At 47.4% G+C, this 24593-nt stretch carries 18 protein-coding genes; 13 read left to right on the top strand and 5 right to left on the bottom strand.

The features are described from left to right. Positions 1-6 precede the first annotated feature (6 nt). From UNH61_RS22915 to UNH61_RS22875, 9 genes are all read left to right on the top strand, one after another. Positions 7-1524, top strand: coding sequence for a RagB/SusD family nutrient uptake outer membrane protein (locus tag UNH61_RS22915; protein ID WP_326994342.1), 1518 nt, complete (start codon positions 7-9; stop codon positions 1522-1524). Between the two features lie 11 nt (positions 1525-1535). Next, the gene (locus tag UNH61_RS22910; RefSeq protein WP_326994341.1) at positions 1536-2408 is read left to right on the top strand and encodes a PKD domain-containing protein; all 873 of its coding nucleotides are present in this window, start codon (positions 1536-1538) and stop codon (positions 2406-2408) included. 30 nt (positions 2409-2438) lie between these two features. Continuing rightward, positions 2439-3548, top strand: a complete 1110-nt coding sequence (locus tag UNH61_RS22905; protein WP_326994340.1) for a DUF5009 domain-containing protein — start codon at positions 2439-2441, stop codon at positions 3546-3548. Between the two features lie 280 nt (positions 3549-3828). After that, positions 3829-4371 (top strand): sigma-70 family RNA polymerase sigma factor, encoded by a 543-nt coding sequence (locus UNH61_RS22900; RefSeq protein WP_326994339.1) that lies wholly within the window; start codon positions 3829-3831, stop codon positions 4369-4371. A gap of 18 nt (positions 4372-4389) precedes the next feature. Beyond that, a complete protein-coding gene (locus UNH61_RS22895) occupies positions 4390-5529 on the top strand; it encodes a FecR domain-containing protein (protein WP_326994338.1) in 1140 nt (379 codons plus the stop codon). Positions 5530-5845: 316 nt separating this feature from the next. Next, positions 5846-9283 carry a TonB-dependent receptor gene (locus UNH61_RS22890; protein ID WP_326994337.1) on the top strand — a complete coding sequence of 1146 codons (3438 nt, stop codon included), beginning with the start codon at positions 5846-5848 and terminating at the stop codon, positions 9281-9283. 20 nt (positions 9284-9303) lie between these two features. Beyond that, the gene (locus tag UNH61_RS22885) at positions 9304-11157 is read left to right on the top strand and encodes a RagB/SusD family nutrient uptake outer membrane protein (RefSeq protein ID WP_326994336.1); all 1854 of its coding nucleotides are present in this window, start codon (positions 9304-9306) and stop codon (positions 11155-11157) included. 28 nt (positions 11158-11185) lie between these two features. Next, complete coding sequence (locus tag UNH61_RS22880) at positions 11186-12490, top strand: SBBP repeat-containing protein (protein WP_326994335.1); 1305 nt, start codon at positions 11186-11188, stop codon at positions 12488-12490. A gap of 68 nt (positions 12491-12558) precedes the next feature. Further along, positions 12559-14091 (top strand): right-handed parallel beta-helix repeat-containing protein, encoded by a 1533-nt coding sequence (locus tag UNH61_RS22875; protein ID WP_326994334.1) that lies wholly within the window; start codon positions 12559-12561, stop codon positions 14089-14091. Positions 14092-14142: 51 nt separating this feature from the next. Here UNH61_RS22875 and UNH61_RS22870 read toward each other — a convergent pair whose 3' ends face one another. After that, positions 14143-15291, bottom strand: coding sequence for a helix-turn-helix transcriptional regulator (locus tag UNH61_RS22870; protein WP_326994333.1), 1149 nt, complete (start codon positions 15289-15291; stop codon positions 14143-14145). Between the two features lie 107 nt (positions 15292-15398). After that, entirely contained in the window at positions 15399-15521 is a 123-nt protein-coding gene (locus UNH61_RS22865) for a hypothetical protein (protein ID WP_326994332.1), read from the bottom strand. A 15-nt stretch (positions 15522-15536) separates the two neighbouring features. Here UNH61_RS22865 and UNH61_RS22860 point away from each other — a divergent pair, with 15 nt between their 5' ends. Together UNH61_RS22860 and UNH61_RS22855 are read left to right on the top strand one after the other, a co-directional pair. Continuing rightward, positions 15537-18392, top strand: a complete 2856-nt coding sequence (locus UNH61_RS22860; protein ID WP_326994331.1) for a TonB-dependent receptor — start codon at positions 15537-15539, stop codon at positions 18390-18392. A 49-nt stretch (positions 18393-18441) separates the two neighbouring features. Then, complete coding sequence (locus UNH61_RS22855; protein ID WP_326994330.1) at positions 18442-19257, top strand: tyrosine-protein phosphatase; 816 nt, start codon at positions 18442-18444, stop codon at positions 19255-19257. Positions 19258-19360: 103 nt separating this feature from the next. On the opposite strand, the gene UNH61_RS22850 is transcribed toward UNH61_RS22855, so the two are convergent. Together UNH61_RS22850 and UNH61_RS22845 are read right to left on the bottom strand one after the other, a co-directional pair. Continuing rightward, on the bottom strand, positions 19361-20509 hold the full coding sequence (locus tag UNH61_RS22850) for an MFS transporter (RefSeq protein ID WP_326994329.1): 1149 nt from the start codon (positions 20507-20509) through the stop codon (positions 19361-19363). A 112-nt stretch (positions 20510-20621) separates the two neighbouring features. Next, the gene (locus UNH61_RS22845; RefSeq protein WP_326994328.1) at positions 20622-21290 is read right to left on the bottom strand and encodes a Crp/Fnr family transcriptional regulator; all 669 of its coding nucleotides are present in this window, start codon (positions 21288-21290) and stop codon (positions 20622-20624) included. 111 nt (positions 21291-21401) lie between these two features. Here UNH61_RS22845 and UNH61_RS22840 point away from each other — a divergent pair, with 111 nt between their 5' ends. Both UNH61_RS22840 and UNH61_RS22835 read left to right on the top strand, forming a co-directional pair. After that, complete coding sequence (locus UNH61_RS22840; RefSeq protein WP_326994327.1) at positions 21402-23210, top strand: chloride channel protein; 1809 nt, start codon at positions 21402-21404, stop codon at positions 23208-23210. Positions 23211-23268: 58 nt separating this feature from the next. Then, a complete protein-coding gene (locus tag UNH61_RS22835) occupies positions 23269-24270 on the top strand; it encodes an MBL fold metallo-hydrolase (RefSeq protein ID WP_326994326.1) in 1002 nt (333 codons plus the stop codon). On the opposite strand, the gene UNH61_RS22830 is transcribed toward UNH61_RS22835, so the two are convergent. Beyond that, a complete protein-coding gene (locus UNH61_RS22830; RefSeq protein WP_326994325.1) occupies positions 24267-24425 on the bottom strand; it encodes a hypothetical protein in 159 nt (52 codons plus the stop codon). The genes UNH61_RS22835 and UNH61_RS22830 overlap by 4 nt on opposite strands. Positions 24426-24593 lie beyond the last annotated feature (168 nt).

The following is a 24593-nucleotide window of genomic DNA, read 5'->3' as shown; positions in this document are numbered from 1 at the left end:
CCAGTCATGAGATCAACTTTTTTAATATTGATATTACTGCCTTTGTTGTTGTGGCAAACAGGATGTATGAAAGATGTGAATCCAAGTGATGCACTCACTACGGAAACCATTACCACTACTCCTGAAGGGCTGAGGAATGCGGTGAATGGCGCTTATTCCCTGATGAAAGACCACGTGCAGTTCAACGGTACCAAAGATGATAATAACATGTATCTCCGGCAGTATTTTCAGCTGTCTGATTTTGCCAGTGATGATATTGTATGTGGCCAAACAACAGAGGATCCGTTATTCTATAGCTTCTCCCTCGGCCATTCTCCCACGCAAACGAATACACGTTATTTCTGGTATATTTCTTACAAAATTATCAACGGCGCCAACACAGTAATAGAAGCCGTTGAGAAGCAGGCTAACGCCGACGTACAAACGCAGCAGATGTTAGGCGAATGTTACTTCCTGCGTGCCCTGAGTCACTTTAACCTGGTGAAGTTATTCGCGATGCCCTATACACAGAATCCGGCGGCACCTGGCGTAATCATACATACCAGCACCAGCGATCCTGGGCAGAAAGCCAGGGCTTCAGTAGGAGAGGTATATGCACAGGTGATTGCAGACGCCAGGCGTGCTGCCGACCTGATGACGCAGAACCGTGGTGTGCAGTATGCTTCCAGGGAAGCAGCATGGGCCCTGCTTTCAAGGGCTTACCTGTATGAAGGGAAAAACGATAGTACTATTTACTTCTCCAATAAAGTGATACAGTCGGGCCGCTTTTCTCTTGCCACCACCGCTACTTTCCCCAATCTGTTTGCCAATGCTGTTGCATCATCTGAAACCATACTTTGTGTGGCATTTACTCCGGTAGATGACTACGGCAAGTTCGGCTCTATCGCCTCTATGATCTATTCCAACGGTAACTCCGGCTGGGGAGAGGAGTTTGCTTCTGCATCATTGAGAGATACAATGAGTGCAAATCCTGCGGATGTGCGCTGGAAGTATATTGTACCACTGAAAGATGATAACGGAGGAGTGCAGCAAAAAAATGGTATCGACATCTATTACATTTCCAAATTCTCCGGTCAGGGTGGCAGCCCTACATTGAGCTCGCCCATCCTGTTCCGTTTGGCAGAAATGTATCTTAACAAGGCAGAGGCGGAAGCAAAATCAGGTAACGTTGCTGCTGCATTGGATGATGTGGATGCGATCCGCAGCAACCGCGGGCTGTCCGCCGCTTTATATAAACAACAGCTGCCTTCCGGGAAAACCGCGCTGGATGTAGTATTGAAAGAACGGCGACTGGAACTGGCATTTGAGGGACATCGCTCATTCGATGTCTACCGTAATAAACTGTCGCTCAACAGAACCTACTGGGGGTATCATCTTCCGGGACTTAAACAATCGGATATCAATCCTGCTGCCAATCCTTCCGGATATCCCGGGATGATCATAGCACCTGATAATCCTAAGATCATTTATTACATCCCGATCGATGAAATTGAAACCAACAAACTGTGTGTACAGAACCCTTAAAACCGCTCATCATGCAAAAGCAACTGCGCAATATCATCCTCCTCCTGCTTTTTTTAACAGCATCCTGCAAGAAGGATAACAACGAGCCTGCTCCGCTTGTCGTATATACGATAGCGGTAGATGGGAATCAGGTAACCTTCAATAACACCACTACCGGCGCCGCTACCTGGAAATGGGATTTCGGGGACGGCACCACATCTACCGAAAAAAGTCCGGTTCATATCTACAATGGAAAAGGCAAGTATGTACCAACACTTTACGCTACTTCTACCTCCGGCGTCACTGCAGAAGGATCTACTGTGATCCGGATTTCTAAAACCTCGCCGGTAAAGTTGAACGATAACAGCGTGGCCGATTGGGATACCATCAGTCAAAATGTAATTACGGCAGGCCCTAAGGGCGGGGTATTTAAGAAAGCCAAGTTTGACTACGATGGCCAGAGTGTTTATTTCTATGTGGAAATCAGTGGTAAGGTATCGGATAATTACATCTTCGACTTTTATATAGACAGTGATAACGATGCTGGTACCGGGTTGCTCACATCCCTGTTCACCGGTGGTGGTTATGATGTGTTGCTGGAAGGGCAAACATTGCTCAAACCGGCCACAGCGCCTATTCCATTTGCCATGTATTATCATTCCGGCGCACAAACCAGTTTCAGCTTTGATCAGCAATCGGGAACCGACTTTTACACATTGGGGACAGTAGTGGAAGGAAACGGCGTAATTCGCTTTGAAGGAAAGTTGGACCGGTCAAAGATCAAACGGTTGACCGGAACGGCCATAAAGCTGGGTATAGTGGCCACCAGTCAGGATTGGAGTGCACAATTGGGCACAATTCCGGATGAGGGTAGCGCGGCATTCCAGTTGAATATGCCAGAATAATATATTATTTTAAGCGAATAATCAGGAACAATGAACACCACAACTAATGTCAATCAACGGCTGATTTCACTGGATGTAATGCGGGGTCTGATCATGATCCTATTGGCGGGAGAAAGTGCGGAAGTCTATAGTTCCCTCAAACATCTGCATCTATCCGGCTTTGCGGACGCTATTGTTCAGCAGTTTTTTCACCACCCATGGAACGGCCTCCGGGCGTGGGATCTGGTACAGCCATCCTTTATGACCATGGCCGGATCTGCTATGTTCATTTCTTACTATTACAAAACGCTGAAGGGCGTTTCCTGGTCACAGAACTTCCGGCATATTGCTATTCGCTGCTTCAAGCTGTTTCTGTTTGGTACAGCGTTGCATTGCGTGTATGCGGGCAGGTTAGTATGGGAATTGTGGAATGTACTTACGCAGTTGTCTGTTACCACTATCATTGCGTACCTGATCATCCGCAGATCCTGGGGCTTTCAGCTGGCGATAAGCCTGCTACTGTTGTTGCTTACAGAGTTGCTGTACCGTTTTGTATTGATGCCTGGTTTCGACCAGCCTTTTGTGCAGGGCCATAACTTCGGTGCATGGATGGATACTGTACTGATGGGCAAGATCAATTCGGGCGGATGGGTAGCTATTAATATTCTGCCAACGGCTGCGCATACGATCTGGGGGGTATTGGCGGGCAAATTGCTGATCAGCGATCTGTCATCGCAGAAAAAGATCAGCATTCTGCTTATTGCGGGCGCCGTAGGATTGATCAGCGGTTTTGGGCTGGATTGGGCAGGTATTACCCCCATCATTAAACGGATTGCTACCAGTTCCTTTACGCTGGCTTCCGGTGGCTGGGTGATGTTAGTACTGGCATTTTTATACTGGCTGGTAGATGTAAAGAATAATAAGCGATATGCCTGGATAGCGACCGTAGTGGGAATGAACGCAATTTTTATATATATCTTCTTCGAAACTGTTGGCGGCCAATGGGTAAATCCCACGGTGGGAATCTTTGTAAAAGGGTTTACCGGCCTCGCAGGCATACCGGAAGGCGTAAGGGAGTTGCTTTCTGCACTGGCAGTATGGACGCTTGAATGGGGATTATGTTATTGGCTTTATAAGAAGAAGATCTTCTTTAAGTTATAAGAAAAGAGCAGCTGATTACAGCTGCTCTTTTTGTTTTAAGGTACCGAAAGTAATCTACGCGGCGGAATAACCGCGTATGACGGACCATTATGTATACTATTCACGTTTTTTTATAGCCGGTACACTTTTTTATAATTAATTTTTTTACCTTGACTTTACTTTCAGGGGAAACAGCAGACCAAAATCTCTGTATATATCAGACGAACAATGAAAGAACGGGATGGCACGCTCCCGGAGTATAATTTATCAACCAGCAACCATAGTAGGGCTTTCTTATTACATGGATCATCCGTCAGACATAGAATTGGTGCAACGGTTAAAGGAAGGAGATAACTCCGCCTATGATGCTTTATTTATGAAGTATCACAAGATGCTTTGCCTGAATGCGTATTGGTTCCTGCGGAATGAAGCAGAAGCAAACGACCTGGTACAAACCTTCTTCCTGGATATCTGGGATAAGAAACTATATCTGCAATTCAATGGCGATATCCGTGGGTATCTGCATCAGGCGGTCAAAAACCGTTGCCTTACCCATCTTAAGAAACAGAAAACGGAGAAGGAACGTCAGCAGGCATTTACGCAGTTACAGGATGATATGGTGGTACCCGGACAGGAAAACTCTCCGGATTATTATAAACAGGTATTGACTGTTATTAATGATATGGCCACGCAGAAGCGGTCGGCCATTCAAATGGTATATATACAGGGAAAACGTTACCAGGAGGCAGCAGATGAGATGGGGATCAGTATTAACTCGTTCAAAACACATCTGAAGCGGGGGCTGAAGGTTTTGCGTCATGCTATTGTTAATAAGGGCTCGTAACCCGCGGTGTTGTTAATTATGGAAGAGATACAGGAAAAAATATTTGAATTATATATACAACGCTTGTCCGGCACGCTCACGGCAGATGAGGAGCAGTATGTACAACAACAACTGCAGGAGGATGTTGCATTCCGGACACAGTGGGAGCAATTGGAAAGAACAGGCACAGAACTGGACGCAAATAATTTCCTGCAGCGTATCGACTCTGCCGAAGTGTTGGAAACCATCAGGGAGGTCAGAACCCCTGGCACCGGACGGAAGGTGTTTGCACTAAAGAGAGTACTGGCAGCTGCCAGCCTGCTGCTATTGCTGGGAGCCGGCGGTTACCTGTTTTTTATATTGAATCCGGGCCGTAAAGCTGCCACCACTGCCGGATTGGTAAAGCCGCCCCATAAGGCGATCCGCCTGACAGTAGGGCAGGGGCAAACAGTAGAGCTGAACCACGACAGCACTTCGCAAACCATCTCTCTAAATAGTACTACACTTAATAACGGTAACGGTAGTCTGAAATATACTTCTACGGATACTACCATGAATATGCTGGATGTACCGGCTGGCTCCAGTTACCGGCTAACCCTTTCTGACGGTACGGAGGTATGGCTGAATGCGGCTACCAGGCTGCGTTTTCCATTTCATTTCGGCACAGCTGCCCGGGAAGTATTCGTAGAAGGCGAGGCATTTTTCAAGGTCGCAAAAAATGCCGGTCATCCTTTTATTGTGCGTACGCCACTTACCAGCGTACAGGTAATGGGTACCTCTTTCAATGTCAACACTTACCAGGCCGGAGTGGTGAAAACCGCGTTGGTGGATGGAAAGGTGATCACCCGTAATAAAGAGAATGAGCAGGTGACCCTGCTGCCGGGAATGGAATCGAGGTATGGCAATGGCAAAGGCTTCAGCAGCAGCCATTTTGATGAAGAAGAGGTATTGGCCTGGCGGAACGGGATCTACTACTATTATAATATGCCAATTCCCAGACTTATAGAGGAGGCTTCCCGTTTTTACGGTGTACGATTTATAGCTGATAAATCGAGCCTCGATGGAAAAACCGTCACTGGCCTTATGGATCGCAACCGGCTGGAAGACTTCCTGTCTGATCTGAAAACTACTGCCCATATTCATTATGAGGCTTCAGGCAATGTGATCACATTGAAATAATCGCTGTCGTTTTTTTTCCTGAAAAAAAATTTTCTGACACTTGTCACCCGGTTTTATGAAACCGGAGTAGTTATATTGAATATGGAGCGATGCGTAGGCACGTTACCGTTCGGCACATATCTTAATATTAACCAAAATCCTGGTCCGCTAAGTCTGCGTGCCGGCTAAAACAGTATGAACATGAAATAATTGTCGTATTTATTTGCTTTTCCTGCGGAAGGAATAGCAGGCCAACATCTGTTTAAACAAACTGTTCCGAATGCATTTAGAGCCTGTCAATGGCTGTATTATCGATTAACTTGTAAATAATTCCCGAATGAGAAAAAGTGTATGCCACATCCAGGTGGCTATGCGAAACGCTGTGCCTATGCTGGTACTATGTATACTGCTATGCACCACGGCTTTTACAGTGAAAGCACAAACACCTTCGCCTTCGCTGCAATCCATCGTCACACTTACCGGTAATAATGTACCGCTGCTGCAGGTTTTCAGGGCCATCAAGAAACAGACGGGCCTTACCCTCGTTTACAGCAACCAGTTACTGAATGATGGAGAAAAGATCTCGCTCAATTTTCAGCAGGCAAAGCTGGAAGATGTGCTGAGTTATATTTTCAAAAGCAGAAACATCCATTATGTGTTGCAGCGGAACAGGATCGTGTTGGATAAAAAGGAAGCAGTATCGGAACCGGCTTCTTCAGCAGCGCCCCAGGAAAAGCCCGAAGGATGGCTGATCCGCGGCCTTGTTATGGATGTAAACGGTAACCCGTTACCAGGCGCCACCGTCACCATTAAAGACAATAACCAGAAAGGTACGGTGACCGATGTCATGGGCGTTTTTTCTATCAATGCCAACAAGGATGATGTACTGCGTATAGCCATGATGGGTATGAATCCTGAGGAAGTGAAAGTACTTAGTCAGCGTACAATTAAAGTGAGTCTTACTGAAAAGGTAGACAAGCTGAATGAAGTGGTGGTAGTAGGTTTCGGTAACCAGAAAAAAGTAACTGTAACAGGTGCGGTATCTACCGTTAATATGGCAGATATGAAAACACCGGTACGTTCGCTGACTAATGCGTTGGTAGGAAAAGTAGCTGGCGTGATCTCTATGCAGAGCGCAGGTGGTGAACCCGGGTACGACAATCCCAATTTCACCATCCGTGGTTTAGGCACGTTTACAGGAAGTGTATCGCCCCTGATTATTGTGGATGGTGTACAGAGAGAAGATGTGAACAGCACCTATGGTGGCGCGTTCAACAACATCGATCCGGAGGATATCCAGAGTATTTCCCTGCTGAAAGATGCTTCCGCTACCGCTGTATACGGTGCAAAAGGCGCTAACGGTGTACTGATTATCACTACCAGAAGGGGTATCGCCGGTAAACCCAGAGTATCTGCCAAAGCAGAAACAGGTTTCAGTGGGCTTACCCGGCTGCCGGAAATGCTGGATGGCGTGAACTATATGAAGCTGTTCAATGAAGCCCGGGTGAACCAGGGCGATCAGCCTTTGTATACCGATGAAACTATCCGTAAAACCGCCAGTGGCCTTGATCCGTACCTTTATCCGAATGTAAACTGGATCAAAACTATTTATAAAGACTGGGCTTCCATGACCAATGCGAACGTGAATGTAAGCGGTGGTGGTGAGGCTATGCGTTACTATGTATCCATGTCGTTCTATAACCAGGATGGCCAGTATAATGTGAAGAATATTAACTACAATCCCAACCTTAATTTCAAGCGGTATGACTTCAGGAGTAATGTAGACCTGAATGTTACCAAAACTACTGTTCTCTCTCTGAACCTGGCTTCTATGCTGGTAAACAGCCGTTATCCCGGCAACTCCGCTGCTACTATCTGGTACAGCACTTACGGCACCAATCCTATCTCATTCCCGGTGTCTTATCCCGGCGGTAAATGGGCGGGTCCCATCAATAATGGTGGCGCCAATCCTTTTAATATTGTACAGAACGCAGGTTATAGTACTGAATTCAAACCATCCATTCAATCTGTTTTATCCGTTAACCAGAAACTGGATGCGCTCACAGAAGGCCTGAGCGCAAATGTGCGTTTTTCCTTTGATACCTACGGAGAATTTGACAACAGCCGCAAAGGCAATAACGACCTGTGGTACGCTGGCAGCAGGAATGAAGACGGCAGCCTGGCATTAACACAAACCCGCATAGGAGATACCTATCTCGGATATGGTTCTTCTTCTTCTGGGGAGCGTATGATGTACCTGGAAGGCAATCTCACTTACGATCGTAGTTTCGGTAAACATAATATTGGTGGATTGGTGGTAGGTAGTATCCGTAATCGACTTGTTGGATCCGCCGGTGATCTCAAGGGCGCCATTCCCTTCAGAAGCCAGAATGCTGCTGCCAGGATCACCTATTCCTACATGGACAAGTACCTTGCGGAAGTGAATATGGGGGCAACGGGCTCAGAGAACTTTGAGAAAGGAAAAAGATGGGGATATTTCCCAGCGTTTTCAGCAGGTTGGGTGATCTCTAAAGAACGTTTCTTTGAATCATTGGTACATACTATCAATCTGTTGAAAATAAGAGGTTCTTATGGAACTACCGGTAATGATCAGCTGAGTGGTGACAGGTTTGGGTATCTCACTTATTATTCTGGTAGCCGCGGTGTTTCTTTTGGCAGTACCGGAACTCCTACGTGGTATGGTGGCATCTCTGCCAATGTACTGGGCACTGAAAATCTTACCTGGGAAAAATCTGCTAAAACAGACGTAGGCCTTGAAGTAGGATTATGGAATAAGTTGAATCTGGTAATAGATGCGTTCAGGGATCACCGTAGCTCCATACTGGTAGGACGCAGATCTATATCTCCGATAGGCGGTTATTCTTCCGTGAATTTATATGGTAATGTTGGAGAAATGGAAAACAAGGGTATCGATGGAAGCCTGGAGTATACCAGTCGCATTGGTAGAAATCTCTCGCTTCGTTTATTCGGTAACGTTACTTATGCCCGTAATAAGATTATATATGCAGATAATCCTATTGCCATATATCCTTATCAACAACAGGAAGGGCACGCTGCCTCTGAGTTCTATGGTTATAAGAGTCTGGGACTTTTTACCAGTGCGGATGATGTAGCTAAAAGTCCCACGCAAATGCGGGTGGTTTATCCCGGAGATGTAAAATATGCTGACCTGAACGGAGATGGCAGGGTTGATGGTAACGATCAGACTTATCTGGGCAAAGGCAGTTTTCCTACCTGGTCTTACGGCTACGGTTTCAATCTGGGATATAAAAAATTTGAACTATCCGCTGTATTTGCAGGTGTAGCAGATGTGGGCATTATGGCCAACGGTTCAGATGTGCAGATGCCGGGAGCCGGGGCCCCAGGTGTTGGTATCGTGCCTTTCGCAGGTATGGGCCAATACACCGCCAGCGTTATCTCAGACATCATGAATCGCTGGACGCCTGATAATCCCAGCCAGAATGTACATTATCCCCGGTTAACTATTGCCAGCACCAGTGATAACAACTACGTTAACAGCTCCTGGTGGCTCCGCGACGGTAGCTTCATGCGCCTCAAACAGGCTACTTTCAGCTACTCTTTTATCACGCCCGAAATGAAACGGAAAGGGATCAGCAGCCTGCAGGCGTACTTCTCGGCTACCAACCTGCTCACATTTTCGAAGTTCAAATTATGGGATCCCGAACTGGGAAATAATGCTGCAAAATATCCGTATCCAAAAACGGTTACCCTGGGTATCAGAGCGCAGTTTTAATCAATTCAAAAAAACACATTATGACCAGATATAAATTTCCGTTTCTTTTGATGATCAGTATGGGGGTCGTGCTACTGACATCGTGCAGTAAGTATCTTGATAAAAAACCGGACAACCTGTTGACTGATGAACAGATATGGAAAACCAGGGCCAATGCGGAATCCTATCTGTATAATATTTACAATTACTGTGTTGGATATGGAACCGACGCTGATGTTGGGCTATACGCCAATGCAGGCCTCAGTGATGAATCTTCCATCACTATCCCCAGTACGGTTATCCGGCAAATGGTGTCCGGCAACTGGAATGCGTCTGATTGGTCTTATTACAACTGGGGCGGCTATTATGTTGGCATCCGCAAGTCATTTACTTTTGAAGATAATATAGATAAGGTACCCTCCGATCAGCTGAGTGATGATCTGAAAAAACAATACAAAGCGGAGAACCGTTTTCTGCGCGGTTACTTCTACTGGATGTTGTTGAGGCAGTATGGGCCTTTCGTGAAGCTCACCAAAGTAGAAAGTCAGTATACCGACTTCAACAAATTTCCGCGTGCACCATTCGATACCTGTATCGCCTATATCAATGAACTGATGGACCAGGCAGCTACCGGACTGCCTTTCGTATGGAGCTCTTCCTCCAATAATGGCCGGGTTACCAAAGGTGCTTGTCTTGCTATAAAGGCGAAAGTAGCACAATGGGCCGCCAGTCCGCTTTGGAACGGCAATTCCAGCTTTACCACCTTTAAAAACCAGGATGGTACACCATTAGCGCCGGCAGGCTACGATCAGAACAAATGGAAAATAGCTGCCAGTGCAGCTAAAGCTGTCATTGATTCCGGCTACTACCGGCTGTTTACCAATCTCGACAACGGAGGCTCCTCTTTCGATCCGTACCTCTCTGTAAGAGATCTGTTCCTGACTAACTGGAACAATGAAATTATCATGGCTACCATGAACTGGAACCGCTGGGGATGGACGATCTGCGTTTCCCCCGGGCCTGCCGGTTATAACCTCTACAATGCTACACAGAATATTGTAGATGCATTTTATATGAGTAATGGTAAGCCGATTACCGATCCTACCTCTGGTTATGTAGAAACCGGCTTTGCTGCAAAATCCGGTCAGAATTACTGGGAACAAAAAACGGGCGACTGGAACATGTATGCCAACCGTGAGCCCCGGTTTTATGCCTATATCGCCTATAATGGCCGGCCAGTGCTACCTGCCACCACTGTAGATGACCGGAATTATTTTTCGTCAGACAATAACAAAGATGGCAACGGCAGAATTGAGTTCTACTATAACGGAAAAGCAGGGATGGTTTCCCAGGGAAGTAATGTGACCACCGGCTATTTGCCGATTAAGCTGGTGAGCCCGAACGATAACCTGCGTTCAATGGGCGCGGGTGCATACAGATCTCCGTATATACTTATCCGTTATTCCGAGATACTATTGGATTATGTAGAAGCATTGAATGAGTATGATCCGGGCAATGGCGATATCATTACTTACCTGAACATGGTGAGAACCCGCGCCGGCCTGCCTGGTATCGAAACTGTATTCCCTAACGCAGTCGGCAATCAGACGGAAATGAGAAAGTTGATCCTGAAGGAAAGAGAGCTGGAGCTTTGCTTTGAAGGCGATCGCTATTTTACGCTGATCCGCCGCCTGATGATGAACAATCCGGAAATTCAGACGATCTACGGCATGAACGTGAATACGAACGACAATGGCCTGGGCTTCTCATTTACTGATTTTTATAAAAAGACATTATTCCAGAAAAGATTCTGGGATAACAGAATGTACCTGTTCCCGATACAACAGAAAGACATTGAAAGGGATCGTGCATTGGTGCAAAACCCGGGATGGTAATTTCTTTCTTACACTTTAATTTATTGCAATGAACAGGTCTCTGAATTCATATATACTCACTGGTTGTATCTTACTGACGGCAGCAATGGCCGGCTGTAAAAAAGATAAAGATCTCGGGCATGCCGACGGGCAACCGGTTACCATAGCAGATTTTACGCCCACTACCGGTGGCGCACAAACGGAAATACTGATCACCGGCGATAATTTTTCGCCTGATACGGCAAACATCCGGGTAACAGTGAATGGTAAACGCTGCACCGTAATAGGAGCGAACACCAAACAGATAATGGTAGTAGTGCCTAAGCGCTGCGGCTCAGGAACATTAACGGTGGCGATAGGAAAAGACAGTGTGAAAAGCAGCACTCCCTTCAACTATATATTCACCAGAACAGTTACTACATTCGCAGGAAACGGAAAGGCAGGATATGCCGACGGAAAAGGCACTGACGCTGCATTTAGCTTTAATAGTCAGGCCTGGTACCGCTCTATGGGCATCGCTACCGACAATAACGGTAACGTATATGTGGCAGATCCGGGTAATTCCTGCGTACGGAAAATTGATCCCGCTGGTAACGTTTCCGTATTAGCCGGTAGCCCGGGTAACTATGGGTATGCCGACGGGAAAGGAGCTGCGGCCAGGTTTGCCGCGCCATACGGATTAGCAACTGACGATGCAGGCAATGTTTATACCGCTGATCCTATTAATTATGATATCCGGAAGATCACACCTGATGGAACTGCTACCACTATAGGATTTGGAAAGGGATCTCCCTGGAGCATTGCCGTTGATAAAACTACAGGTGATGTGTATTATGGCGTATGTGATGTTAATGGTTCGGTATATCGCCTGAAAGATCAGCAGGCGATAGTATCAGGGTATGTATATCCTGCAGGTATTGGATTCGACAAAGCAGGCAATCTTTATGTATCCGGAAATGGTGAGCATGTTATTTCACAGTTCAAAGCCGGCAGCTGGACACGCACCAATATAGCCGGACAATTGAACAACAGCGGATATGTTAACGGCGCCGGATCAGTGGCGAAATTTGCTTATCCCTGGGGCCTTGCATTGGACAGTGATGGCAATATCTATGTAGCCGGCAATGGTACCTGGGATGGTGGCGCTTCTAATCCGGATCAGAGCATACGCATGATCAGCGCCGGTACCTGGAATGTTAGCACCTATGCTGGTAGCGGTACTTCAGGATATGCAGATGGTAAGGGAGAAGCTGCTGCATTCGCCGGCCCGGGTGGTGTTACAGTTGATAAAAATGGAGTGGTATATGTGATCGATAAGAATAATAATCGTGTACGGAAGATAGTCTCTGAATAACCCCTCTAAAACCAGGGCAGCAACAACAACGTTGCTGCCCTTTTATTTTATGTATGTTTAAGTCCAATATGCATTTTATTCTAATCGCCCTGTTGGCAGCAGCCTGCTCTAAGGGAGCTAATGTGGCGCCTGCCGGTAATACCGTCGGAGCAGGCAGCAAAACCTGGTATGTAGCAGCAGACGGAAGCAACAACGCAGCCGGAACCATCAATGCTCCGCTGAAAAGTATCAACGCCGCATTGGATAAAGCGATTCCCGGAGATACAGTGATGGTAAGAGCCGGCAACTATCCGGAGAAAGTAACGTTTCCTCACGCTGGCCTCCTCAATAAAATGATCACCCTGAAAGCTTATCCCGGTGAAAAAGCCGTGATCGATGGCAGCGGGATGGCTGTTACCGGGAGAGAGGCGCTGGTGACCATTCATAATGCCAGTTACGTAGTGTTGGAAGGCTTTGATATCTGCAATTTCAAAAGCACCACAGCCGGGGCTGTTGTTAATGGTATTATTGCCGAAGCAGGATCTGGAAATATCATTATCAGGAAAAACAAGATCTACAATATTGAACACAATGTAGACCCGGGGCAGGGCAGAAGCGGTCATGGTATAGAAATAACCGGTAATACCCCTGATGTGATGAAAAATGTACTGGTGGAAGATAATATCATCCACGACACTAAAACCGGGTACAGTGAAAACCTTACCATCAATGGTTATGTAGACGGATTTACCATTCGCAGAAATACTATCTACAATACGGAAAATATAGGTATCGATGCAGCCGGTGGATATGCCGCTAATTCCAACCCGGCGTTCAATTACGTTCGTAATGGCGTTATAAGTGAAAATGAGCTTTATAACATCGACATGACCCGTGGCCCTATCGGGGGAGTACATGGTCATGGAGCTATTGGCATTTATGTAGATGGCGCGCGTAATATTATCGTTGAAAGGAACAAAATACATGAAGCCGACCGTGGTATTGGTATCGTCAGTGAAAACGACGCTTTCCCGACAAGCAATTGTATTGTAAGGAACAATTTTGTGTACAACTGCTGGCGTACAGGTATTTACCTCGGTGGCTATCTGGGCTACACGTCAGGCGGTACCCGCAATTGCTACGTAGTAAACAATACACTCTTCTTTAACAACAGGGAACCGGGCGCTTACGGAGAAATAGAAGGCGAGATCCGCCTCACGGAACAATGTTTTGATAATGTCATCAAAAATAATATCGTATATGCACGACCGGTAGATATCTTCGTGCATAAGTACACCAACACAGGATCAAACAATATCATCGATAACAACCTGTACTACACAACAGGCACTCCCCAATGGATATGGGGCAGTACTAATAGCAACATCATCACCACTTTCGACGCCTGGAAATCTGCCTCAGGCGCGGACGCTACCTCTCTTTATGGACTTGACCCCCAGCTAACCAGCATCACGCTGCCCGACCTGCACATCCTGTCAGGTTCGCCTGCCAGGAATGCCGGCCAGCTTATTTCCACCGACGTCAACGGCACACTGGATATAGATGGTAATCCAAGAGTAGTGAATGGACGGATTGGGATGGGAGCGGTGCAGGGGAATTAAGAATATAGAATGTGGAATTAAGGATGAAAGCAGGCAACAGCAAATAATCGCTTAGATCTCCGCTTTCATTCTTAATTCTACATTCCCTATTCGCAATTCCTTTATATACTCCGTTGGCGTAACCCCCGCAATCTTTTTAAAATACTGGTTAAAAGAAGATTTAGCCTTGAACCCGCAATCATAAGCCAGGGTTAACACATTCACCGGCAACGCTTTCTCCGTCATAAAACGCATCTGCTCCATCGCTCTCCTGATTCGCCATTCGCTGATAAACTGATAGAACGACTTGCCCGCATAACTGTTAAGCGTTTCAGAGATGTGGTGTTTGTTAAGGCCTGACCCTCTGGCGAGCTTATCCAGACTTAACTCTGCATCGGTAAAGATCTTTGTTTGCTGCAGATAAGTTTCAAGGGATTGAAGGAGTTGTTGATGTTCGTTGGCCGATAACTGATTCTTTCTGGCTGCAGCAACAGGCGGTTCCTGCTCAGCAACCGGAGTTACTGTTTCGGAGGCGGGAATGGTCGCTTTCACAGGCTGGCCTCCCATAATGCCTACATATTTATAACGGATGATCACCAGGCAGATGATCACCAGCAGGGAATATACCATATCGCGGCAGATCACAGGCGGAACTGCTACCAGGCCAAATTGCTTCGCAGCAGTAAACAGCAACGACAATACCCCGATGCCCATAAACAGATAGCTAATACCCGTGATCAGTTTTTTCTCCTGCGGCTTATCAGCCAGATCGCGTGCAATACGAAGCGCCAGAACCGGGAATAGGAAACTGAACGCAGTCATTGCCCAGGTGGTTGTATCGTTGTACACTTTCAACACCGCATAGCCCGCATCGGCCGACCATTGCAACACCGATACCACGGTCAGGTACCCGACAGCGCCGCCGATAAATGGAAGAAAGACATACCAGCGCGAAGCCGGAATAAAATCCGGATCCCGCTGCCGGCAGGCATAGAGGTATAACAACGGTCCATAACAGAAACCGATAAACGTATTCATCTGTGTTCGCACCTGATGATCTTCTACAAATGAATAGATAAAAAATTTGATGGCCAGGTGTGCAGCAATGCTGCATAATAACAGGATCAGTAACAGGTCAGCCTTACTGCGTGTTTTACTGCTCTGCAATAATGCAACGGCGGTAAGCGCCTGAAATGCCCCGATTGCAATTACATAAATCATTTGTTCGGATATGCCCCTAAAGTAGACAACCAATATTACCGGAATGTTAAACGCCACTTTTTACCCCTTCCTGCAAATTTGGTAATGATTTCGTAATACATTCTAATTCATTGATTATCAAAATAAGTAAGTACGTTTAAGCCCATAAATACGCCCACGTGTACCACTGGTTCGATGCGGTCGCGCTCCTGACATCGGAGGATCAATTTTGCAGGAAAATACCTCGTCATATGAATTGTAGTTTTATGAAATTATCCCGTTCCTGTTGCGGCCTGTTGCTGTTGTTGTTACCGGCAACATGGCTGCAGGCACAAACGATCAAAGGCGTAATTGATGGAAAAGAAGGTCACCTGCCTGGTGCATCCGTGCAGGCGGCAACCGGAAAGCAGGGTACCGCCACCGATCTGAATGGTGCATTTACCCTGAATGTACATACTACCGGAAAAATCACTTTACTCATATCTTATATAGGTCACGAAACCCGGTCGTTTCAGCTGGATGTAAAATCCGGTATCAATGATGCCGGTGTGATTATGCTGGAACCAACGGGTGGAAAACTGGGTGAGGTGTTGGTAAAAGGCACCATGGCGCCCTCGCAGGCCAAGGCACTCAGCATCAAGAAGAATGCAACGGCTATTATGGAAGTAATTGCCGCGGATGCCATCGGTAAGCTGCCCGATCGTAATGCGGCGGAAGCGGTGCAAAGGGTACAGGGCGTGGCAGTAGCGCGCTATCATGGTGAAGCAGATGCTGCTACAGTGAGAGGAACGCCTTTCGCGTGGACTTCCACCCTGTTCAACGGCAATCGCCTGCCCAGTGCTAACGTACTCGGTAACCGCAACTCTGTACTGGATGCTGTGCCTTCTGAAATGATCCAGTATGTGCAGGTGGCCAAAGCCATCACTCCTGATATGGAAGGCGATGCCATCGGAGGTTCCATCAATTTTGTTACCCGCACGGCCCCGGCTAAACGAACATTAAATATGAGCGCCGCCGGCGGGTATAACACCTTTTCGAAGGACGCTACTTATAATGCTTCCGTCGTGTACGGCGACCGGTTCTTTAAAGATAAGCTGGGCGTAATGGTGGCCGGCGCTATCTGGGACCGCCAGTGGGGAACAGATGCATTTGAAGTAAGCTATAATACCGGTCTCGCTGACCCGGTGCAGCAGAAATCCATCAACACCGTAATGCTGAAACGTTACATGGGGAAAAGGCAGACCTATGGTGTGAACGCTGGACTGGAATATAAATTCAACGCTGCCAATAAAATATTCCTGCGCGGACTGATGGACAAATTCAATGATATCCGCCCGGTATATGAATCCTATGTGGATTATACCAACAGCCGCTATCAATACAATTATCGTTACTCCTATTATCAGACAGTGTTGAATGGTGCTGAACTGGGAGGCGAGCATCAGCTGTCGCCTAAAGTGAAAATGGACTGGACAGTCAGCGATTACTACACCAAATATTTCCTCGAAACTCCGCCTACGAACAACAACAAAGGACTGCCTATTGCCACCTTCCGGCAGAAGATCACCGGTGGGTTTAATAATCTTTCCACTGATGGTAAAAGATATTGGGGGTTTGATTCTCCGAATGGGATAGGAGGCGATGCCATGCATTTTGATGCAGGACTGAAGAACAGCACAGAAGTAATGGATCCTGCAAAACTGACCCTGCAGCAATTGGTAATTGCGCAATTGGATACAAAGGAAGAAGATAAAACGGGACAGCTGAATTTTAAAATAAATGCATCGTCGAAGGTAAATCTGAAATTTGGTGGAAAATACCGGCATAAAGACCGGGAAAGTACTTTTGGATCCAATATCGTTTATCTGCCCGGTGCGGCACTGGGAATCCCCAATTCGCCAGCCTTGCTGTCGCTGAACCAGTTGCAGCGTACCGATTTTCCGGTACGTGGAGGTTTCTTCAGGGGAATGAGTGGCAACTACGATCAGTTCATGATAGATCCTATCACCAAGCAACAGCTCTTCGATTTGTACGACACCGCTACCCTGCGAAAGAATGGTTTTGGTAACTATACACCGGCTTCCAATGCTACCAATATTTATAAAGGCTCGGAAGATGTAGCAGCCGGCTATGCGATGGCAGAAATAGATCTTACAGAAAAACTGCGGTTAACGGCCGGTGTCAGGAATGAATATACTTCCTTTGCCCTGCATGGTTCCAAAGCTACTACACAAGGGACTCCGAAAGCCACCACCATCACACCTGTAACTGTCAGCAATAACTACAATGCGCTGTTGCCCATGTTACACCTGAAGTACAGTATCAATGAGCAGGCAAATGTAAGAGCGGCGTATACACGCACTTTTATCCGCCCCAATTTCACGGATCTGACTCCCGGCGAATCAGTAGATAACAGCGGTGCCAACATCGTCATCACCAAAGGTAATCCTGATCTGAAGCCAACTTTCTCCAACAACTTCGACCTGATGGCAGAGTATTATTTCAATAATATCGGCTTACTGTCCGGCGGCGTTTTTTATAAGCAGATAAAGAATGTCATCTTTTCTGACAAAAATTATTATACAGAGAATGGTACCAATTACATCGTATCGCAATCGAAGAACCTGAACAATGCTTCTCTTTTTGGCATAGAAGCCGGTATCAGCAGGCGTTTCGATTTTCTTCCGGGATTCCTCGGCGGACTGGGAGCAGAGCTGAACTATACATTTATCAACTCCGAAGTGAATGTGCCCAGAACGGGTGCCAGTCGGGTGAGTGATAAAACCAGTTTGCCTAACCAATCGAAACACCTGTTTAACAGTATCCTGTTTTACGAGCGTAAGGGCCTGATGATACGTATTGCCGGTAATTACCGCGGCGCTTCAGTGGAAACCCTGAATCAGCAGCTGGGCAAGGATTTCTACATCTGGACCGACAAAAACTTTACAGTTGATGCATCTGCTACAGTGAGCATCACGCCGAAAGTGAAACTGTTTGCAGAGCTGAACAATATCACCAACGAGCCGCTGAGAACCTATATGGGCGATAAGCGCCGGATTGCTTCCACCGAGTGGTACGGCAGTCGTGGCCAGGCCGGCATCCGCTGGGATATTATCAAATAAATCTTTATACACCATCCATCTATCTATCAACAATCATAATTGGAATTATATGAAAAGAATAATGCTGTTACTGGCGATCGCCTTACCCGGAGTATCTTTTGCGCAGCTGGCAGACAGTGCGCAGCGTGTAGTACGTATGCAGGGGGCCGTGAATTTCCGCGATGCGGGCGGTTATAAAACTACTGATGGCAAAAAAGTGGCCTGGGGTAAAGTATACCGCTCCGCTGATGTGAGCCACCTGACCCCTCAGGATTTGCTGGTATTGGAAGATAAACATATCCACGCGGTCGTTGATTTCCGCGGGGTGAAAGAAGCTGCTGCTGCGCCTGATAAACTGCTTCCCAACACAGATTACCAGCTTTGCCCGGCAGGCAGCGACAGTCTTCCTGGCGCCGCGCAAATGGTTGAGTTGATTAAAAAAGGTGGTTTCCTCGACCAATTTTATAGTGAAACCCGCTATCTGGGAGCGCGCTATAAACCGCTGTTCCAGAAGTTACTGGTATTACCGGCAAATGAATCCATCATGTATCATTGCACCGGGGGCCGCGACCGCACCGGTATGGCTACCGCATTATTCCTTTACATCCTGGGCGTACCACAAACAACCATCGAAGCCGATTTCACCGCCAGCAATGTTTACCTCCAACCTATGAACAAACAAATGTTCAAAGGATTAACGCAGGCTACCGGCATGAGTGAAGCGGCTATTCTCAAATCGATGGAGCTGAGGCCGGAATTGTTGCAGGCCTTCTTTGGCGCTATCAGGAGCAAATACGGCACCATAGAGCGTTTCTTCGAGCAGGAACTGGGAGTTGGAGAGAAAGAAGTGGCTGTTTTGAGAGAGAAATACACAGAGAGGAATTAAGAATATAGAATGAAGAATTAAGAAACTGAGCGAAGATATTAGCGAGTAGTACCACCAACCGCTAATATCTTCGCTCAGTTTCTTAATTCTTCATTCTATATTCCTAATTCTTCCTCGTCATTCCCACAATTCCCATTCCGCATATCGCAATAACGGCAAATGATATACGCAGGCTGGTGGCCTGGGCTACGAAGCCTATCAGTGGGGGAACTACAAGGAAACCAAGATAACCGATGGTGGATATCGAAGCCAGGGTCTGGCCGCTGTTAGCGCCTTTAGATTTGCCAGCCAGACTGAATACCAGCGGTACCACGCAGGATACGCCCAGGCCGGCAAAGATGAAGCCTATGCCTGCGGTAACAGGATAGGGCAGCAGGATGGCCAGTAAAAGGCCGGTGAGTATCAGCCATCCACTGTAGTGGAGGATGGGCTGGATACCGAGTTTTTTTACCAGGCGGTCGCCCGAAAAACGGCCGGTGGTCATGGCTATCATATATATTACGAAAGCAGCTACGGCAGTAGATTTGCTGGCTCCAATCACTTTTTCGAAATAAAGGCCGCTCCAGTCGTACATCGTATTTTCCGTTGCCATGCAGGCAAAGCAGATGAGCGAATATTTCAGGAGTGATTTATCAGGAAGGGCAAATACTGCACGTTTAGTCGTTTCTACAACCGGCTGGTCCGGGAAGGTTTTCGGGTAGTAGTATACCGTAAACCCAAGCAGTAATACGCTTACCAGCAACAGGTGATAGGAAGGGGCTATATTCATACTCACCATCAGGTAGCCGATGGCGGCGCCGGTAAATCCTGCAACACTCCAAATGCCGTGAAAGGTGGTCATGATCGACTGTGGAAACAGGTGTTGCACCTGTACCGCCTGTGCGTTCATAGACAGGTTCAGCAGGTTTCTCGCAGATCCGAAGCAGAACAGTAATAATGCCAGCTGCCATACATTGGTGGTAAACCCTGGCAAACTCAGTACTACATTGAATAACATTGCACCAAACATCATGATCTTACGGCTGCTGAAGGCGCCCAGCAACTTACCGGTGACGGGCATGGTCAGCATCAGTCCTATCGGAAGCGCAAACAAAACAGCTCCCAGTTGTGCTTCATTTAAATGCAGCTGTTGCTGTATGGAGGGAATCCTGGATGCCCAGGACGAATAACCTAAACCGGAAATAAAGAAGAACACCGAAGTCGCTATCCGGTACTGCCGTGCATCGGTTCCGTTGTGAATTTCTGCTAACATGTGCTGAGGTACAGGCCGGTTTCCGGTCTGAAAGTGGCAAAATTAGACAATTCTGAGGGAAATTGCCCCGGAAGCAGGAATAAATGTGTTTCAGACAGTAATTACTGGTGTATCAATGGATATATTTCCTCAGCTTTTTATCGTGCAGAATAGTGATGGATCGGCCGTCTACCGCTATCAGTTTTTCCTGGATGAATTCCTGCAGGTTGCGATAGATCGTTTCGTAGGTAGTGCCCGCAAATGAAGCCAGATCCTGGCGGCTGATAGAAAACTGCGGGGCTTTATGAAGGCGGCTGAGCTCCAGCAGGGCATCTGCCAGGCGGCCTTTGACATCCATATGTACCAGGTTCCGCATTTTCCGCTCCGCTTCCTGCAATTCATCTGCATAAAACTGCATCAGCTTCAGGGTCAGTTCGGGATTAACTTTCAGAGAGGCTTCGAAAAAAGACAGGTTGGTGTAACAAACGGTGGTGTCTTCCTGGGCAGTGGCCGTTACTGTATACAATCGCTCCCCGCTGCCAAGGCCCCTGTGGCCGAACAGATCGCCCCGTCGTGCAAACCTCACGATCAGATCTTTGCCATCTCCCCATTGCTTATGGACTTTTACCCCGCCACTGTACAGGAAATAAATCCCCTCTACGGGTTCGCCCTCCCGGAAAATGATCTCGTTCTTTTTAAAAAACAGGTGTTGCTTGTGGTCTGATACCGCCGCAATCCACTCTGGAATGCTGAACTGGCAAAGGAAGCAGGTTTTTAGATCGCAGGTTCCGGCTTTTTTCATAGATGCAATAGTAATATTTTTTCGCGTTTTTAACAGGAAAAATGCTTGTAAATATGATTTGAATCATAATTTTGCGTGTGTTTATAAATATTTTAGTTCATTTTATATAGTATGAGTCATAAAAAAGAGAAGAAATTTGCCGGGAACATGTCCAGGAGAGTGCTGTATCTCAGTTTGCAGGCTATTTTAAACGCATTGGTGATTGGTTTTATCGCAAAAGCACTGGTGATGCTGATCAGCCTGATTACTAACCTGTCGTTTTACGGCAGGTTTTCTTTCAGTGAAGCCGGGCCAGCGGGCAATCAGCTGGGTTGGCTGGTAGTATTGGTACCTGTGATAGGTAGCCTGATCGTGGGGGTAATGGCCCGTTTCGGCAGTAAGGCCATACGCGGACATGGCATTCCGGAGGCGATGGAAAATATTATCCTGAATGAAAGTAAGATCCCGCCGGTGATCACTTTGCTAAAACCTATATCTGCCGCTATTTCGATCGGTACGGGTGGCCCGTTTGGCGCCGAAGGCCCGATCATCGCCACTGGTGGCGCTGTTGGTTCTTTTACCGGGCAGGTGATTCATATTTCTGCTGCAGAAAGAAAGGTATTGCTGGCTGCAGGGGCCTGCGCCGGTATGTCGGCTATCTTTGGGAGCCCGCTCGCAGCGATATTACTGGCGATTGAACTGTTACTTTTTGAATTTTCGCCCCGCTCCGTGATTCCCGTGGCAGTGGCATGTATCACCGGCGCCGGGATGCATATCCTGCTGTTTGGCAGTCAGCCGGTATTTGCAATGCCTGATATTCCCTCAGTGACCGACAGTGCCCTGATTACCTATGTACTCATGGGAGCACTGATTGGAGTGGTGGCAGCCTGGGTTTCCCGTTCTGTATATTTTGTGGAAGATATGTTCGAAAAGCTGCCCATCCACTGGATGTGGTGGCCGGCACTGGGCGCTATTGTGGTAGGGGTGATCGGTTATTATGCGCCTCATACGATGGGGGTAGGATACGATAATATTAAAACCCTGCTCACCGGCCAGGCGCCGCTGATGCTGATTGTATCGCTTTGTGTGCTCAAGTACCTGTCATGGGTGATTTCACTGGGCAGCGGCACTTCCGGTGGTACACTGGCGCCGTTATTCACCATCGGCGGCGCATTGGGTGCGTTACTTGGCATACTGGTGCTGCACTGGTTCCCGGGCAGCGGCATCAACATCGCCACTGCAGCGTTGATAGGCATGGCTGCTATGTTTGCCGGCGCTTCCCGCGCATTGCTTACAGCCATCATTTTTTCGCTCGAAACTACAGGTCAGACACATGGGCTGTTGCCATTGGTAGGGGCCTGCACCACTGCCTATTTCGTTTCCTTCTTCCTGATGAAGGGCAGTATCATGACGGAGAAAATCCGCCGCCGTGGTGTATCTGCTCCGGATGAGTATACCCCTGATATCTTACAACTCATACGTGTAGCCGCGGTGGCTGTAAAGCCGGAGCCGGTTATCCAGCCCGGTATGCAACTTGCTAAGGTACAGGAACTGTTGCTGCAACAACAGGGATGGTTTCATAGATACCTGCCGGTAGCGGACGCCAACGGTATTTTCCAGGGATACCTTAACAGGGAAACCCTGACAACGCAGCCCGGCAGCGCATACGTGCAGGAACACCTCGATAAACAGGCGCCTTACGCCTATGCGACCGATGATATCAGTCTGGTGACAGAACTGTTCGATACTTTCCAGCCCGATATACTGGCTGTACTCGATGCCGACAGGAAAATGCTGGGAATTGTTACTACTGATGCCATCATCCAGGCCTACGGAGAACGCAGGAAGGCTGATGCCCGCTACCATTCCGCTTTCTACGGGAATACCCGCCTGCTGCGCCTGATGGCAAGAGGGAAAAGGATACTGGGTACCAACCGCTAACAGCTCATACAATATTTCTGTGGGATGTTCGTCTTCTTGTTAGGAAACAGTTTAATATATGCAATCATCTTCCATAAAAACAAGGATACAGCACTCACAGAACTTCCGTGATGGTGCTTTTCAGAATCTGTCGCTGACCCCAATGAAACCCGATGACGTTACGTATTACCAGATGTTGAAAGATGCCCTGAACCGGCCTTCCAATGTCAGGCCGCCGGCTCCGCTGCCTTCTGTGAAAACAGACCTGAAGGCACTCCATTCGGAAAAGCCGGTAGTGGTATGGTTCGGGCATTCTTCCTATCTCATCCATGTAAAAGGATTCAACATCCTCGTGGATCCAGTGTTCAGCGGCAGCGCTTCTCCCATGTCTTTTATGGTAAAGGCTTTTCCCGGAGCCGACGCCTATACCCCGGCAGATATGCCGGAGATCGATATGATGGTCATTACCCACAATCACTATGATCATCTTGATAAAAAAACATTAGCACTATTAAAACCGCATACCCGCTCCATTTACACCTCTCTGGGAGTGGGCAAGGATCTCAGCTGCCTGACAGATGGAGGCAATATCACAGAAATGGACTGGTGGGATACGGCGAAAGTAAACGAGCAGGTTACGCTAACGGCTACGCCTGCACGCCATTTTTCAGGTCGCGGTCTTAAACGGGGTGGCAGCCTCTGGTCGTCGTTTGTGTTGGATATATACGGCTACAGGATCTACATCGGGGGCGACTCCGGATACGATACCCATTTTAAGGCGATCGGCGACAAATTCGGATCTTTCGATCTGGTTATACTCGAATGTGGACAATATAACCCCAACTGGCCATTCATCCACATGATGCCGGAGCAAACGGCCCAGGCCGCCATTGATCTGCAGGGGAAAGTGTTGCTCCCGGTACACTGGGCCAAGTTTGCACTGGCTACCCATCCCTGGAACGAATCTATACAACGGGTAGTAGCTGCAGCAGTGGAAAAAGGCCTCACAGTTACTACGCCGAAGATAGGAGAACCTGTACGGGTAAACGAATTTTATCCTAAGGAAATCTGGTGGATCTAAAGTCTGAAATGAACCACTTCCAGGATGCCCTCTCCGGGCATTTGAAAAGCCTGATAACGGTCTGTCAGCATTTTTTCTATTAAGCAGGGAGCAACATGTGTTGCGGCTGTGGCTCCCGCCTGCCGGATGAAGTGTTGTAATTCCGCTCTGGTCATTGATTTGAGCGGCATTTGTAAACAGGCTTACATGATATTCATCAACGCATGATATCCGGGCAGATGATGCGCCCGTATTTCCGATGTGCAGGTCTGCAAAGGATTTGCAGGATTATTTAATACAGGTGGTTTGCAGCGGGTTATAATAAGGTATCTTTATAAACAAAT

It is taken from the genome of Chitinophaga sp. 180180018-3 (genome assembly GCF_037893185.1).
In the GTDB taxonomy this organism is placed as follows: Bacteria; Bacteroidota; Bacteroidia; order Chitinophagales; family Chitinophagaceae; genus Chitinophaga.
Note: the sequence above shows the minus strand (reverse complement) of the source record. Positions and strands in the feature narration are given on the sequence as shown.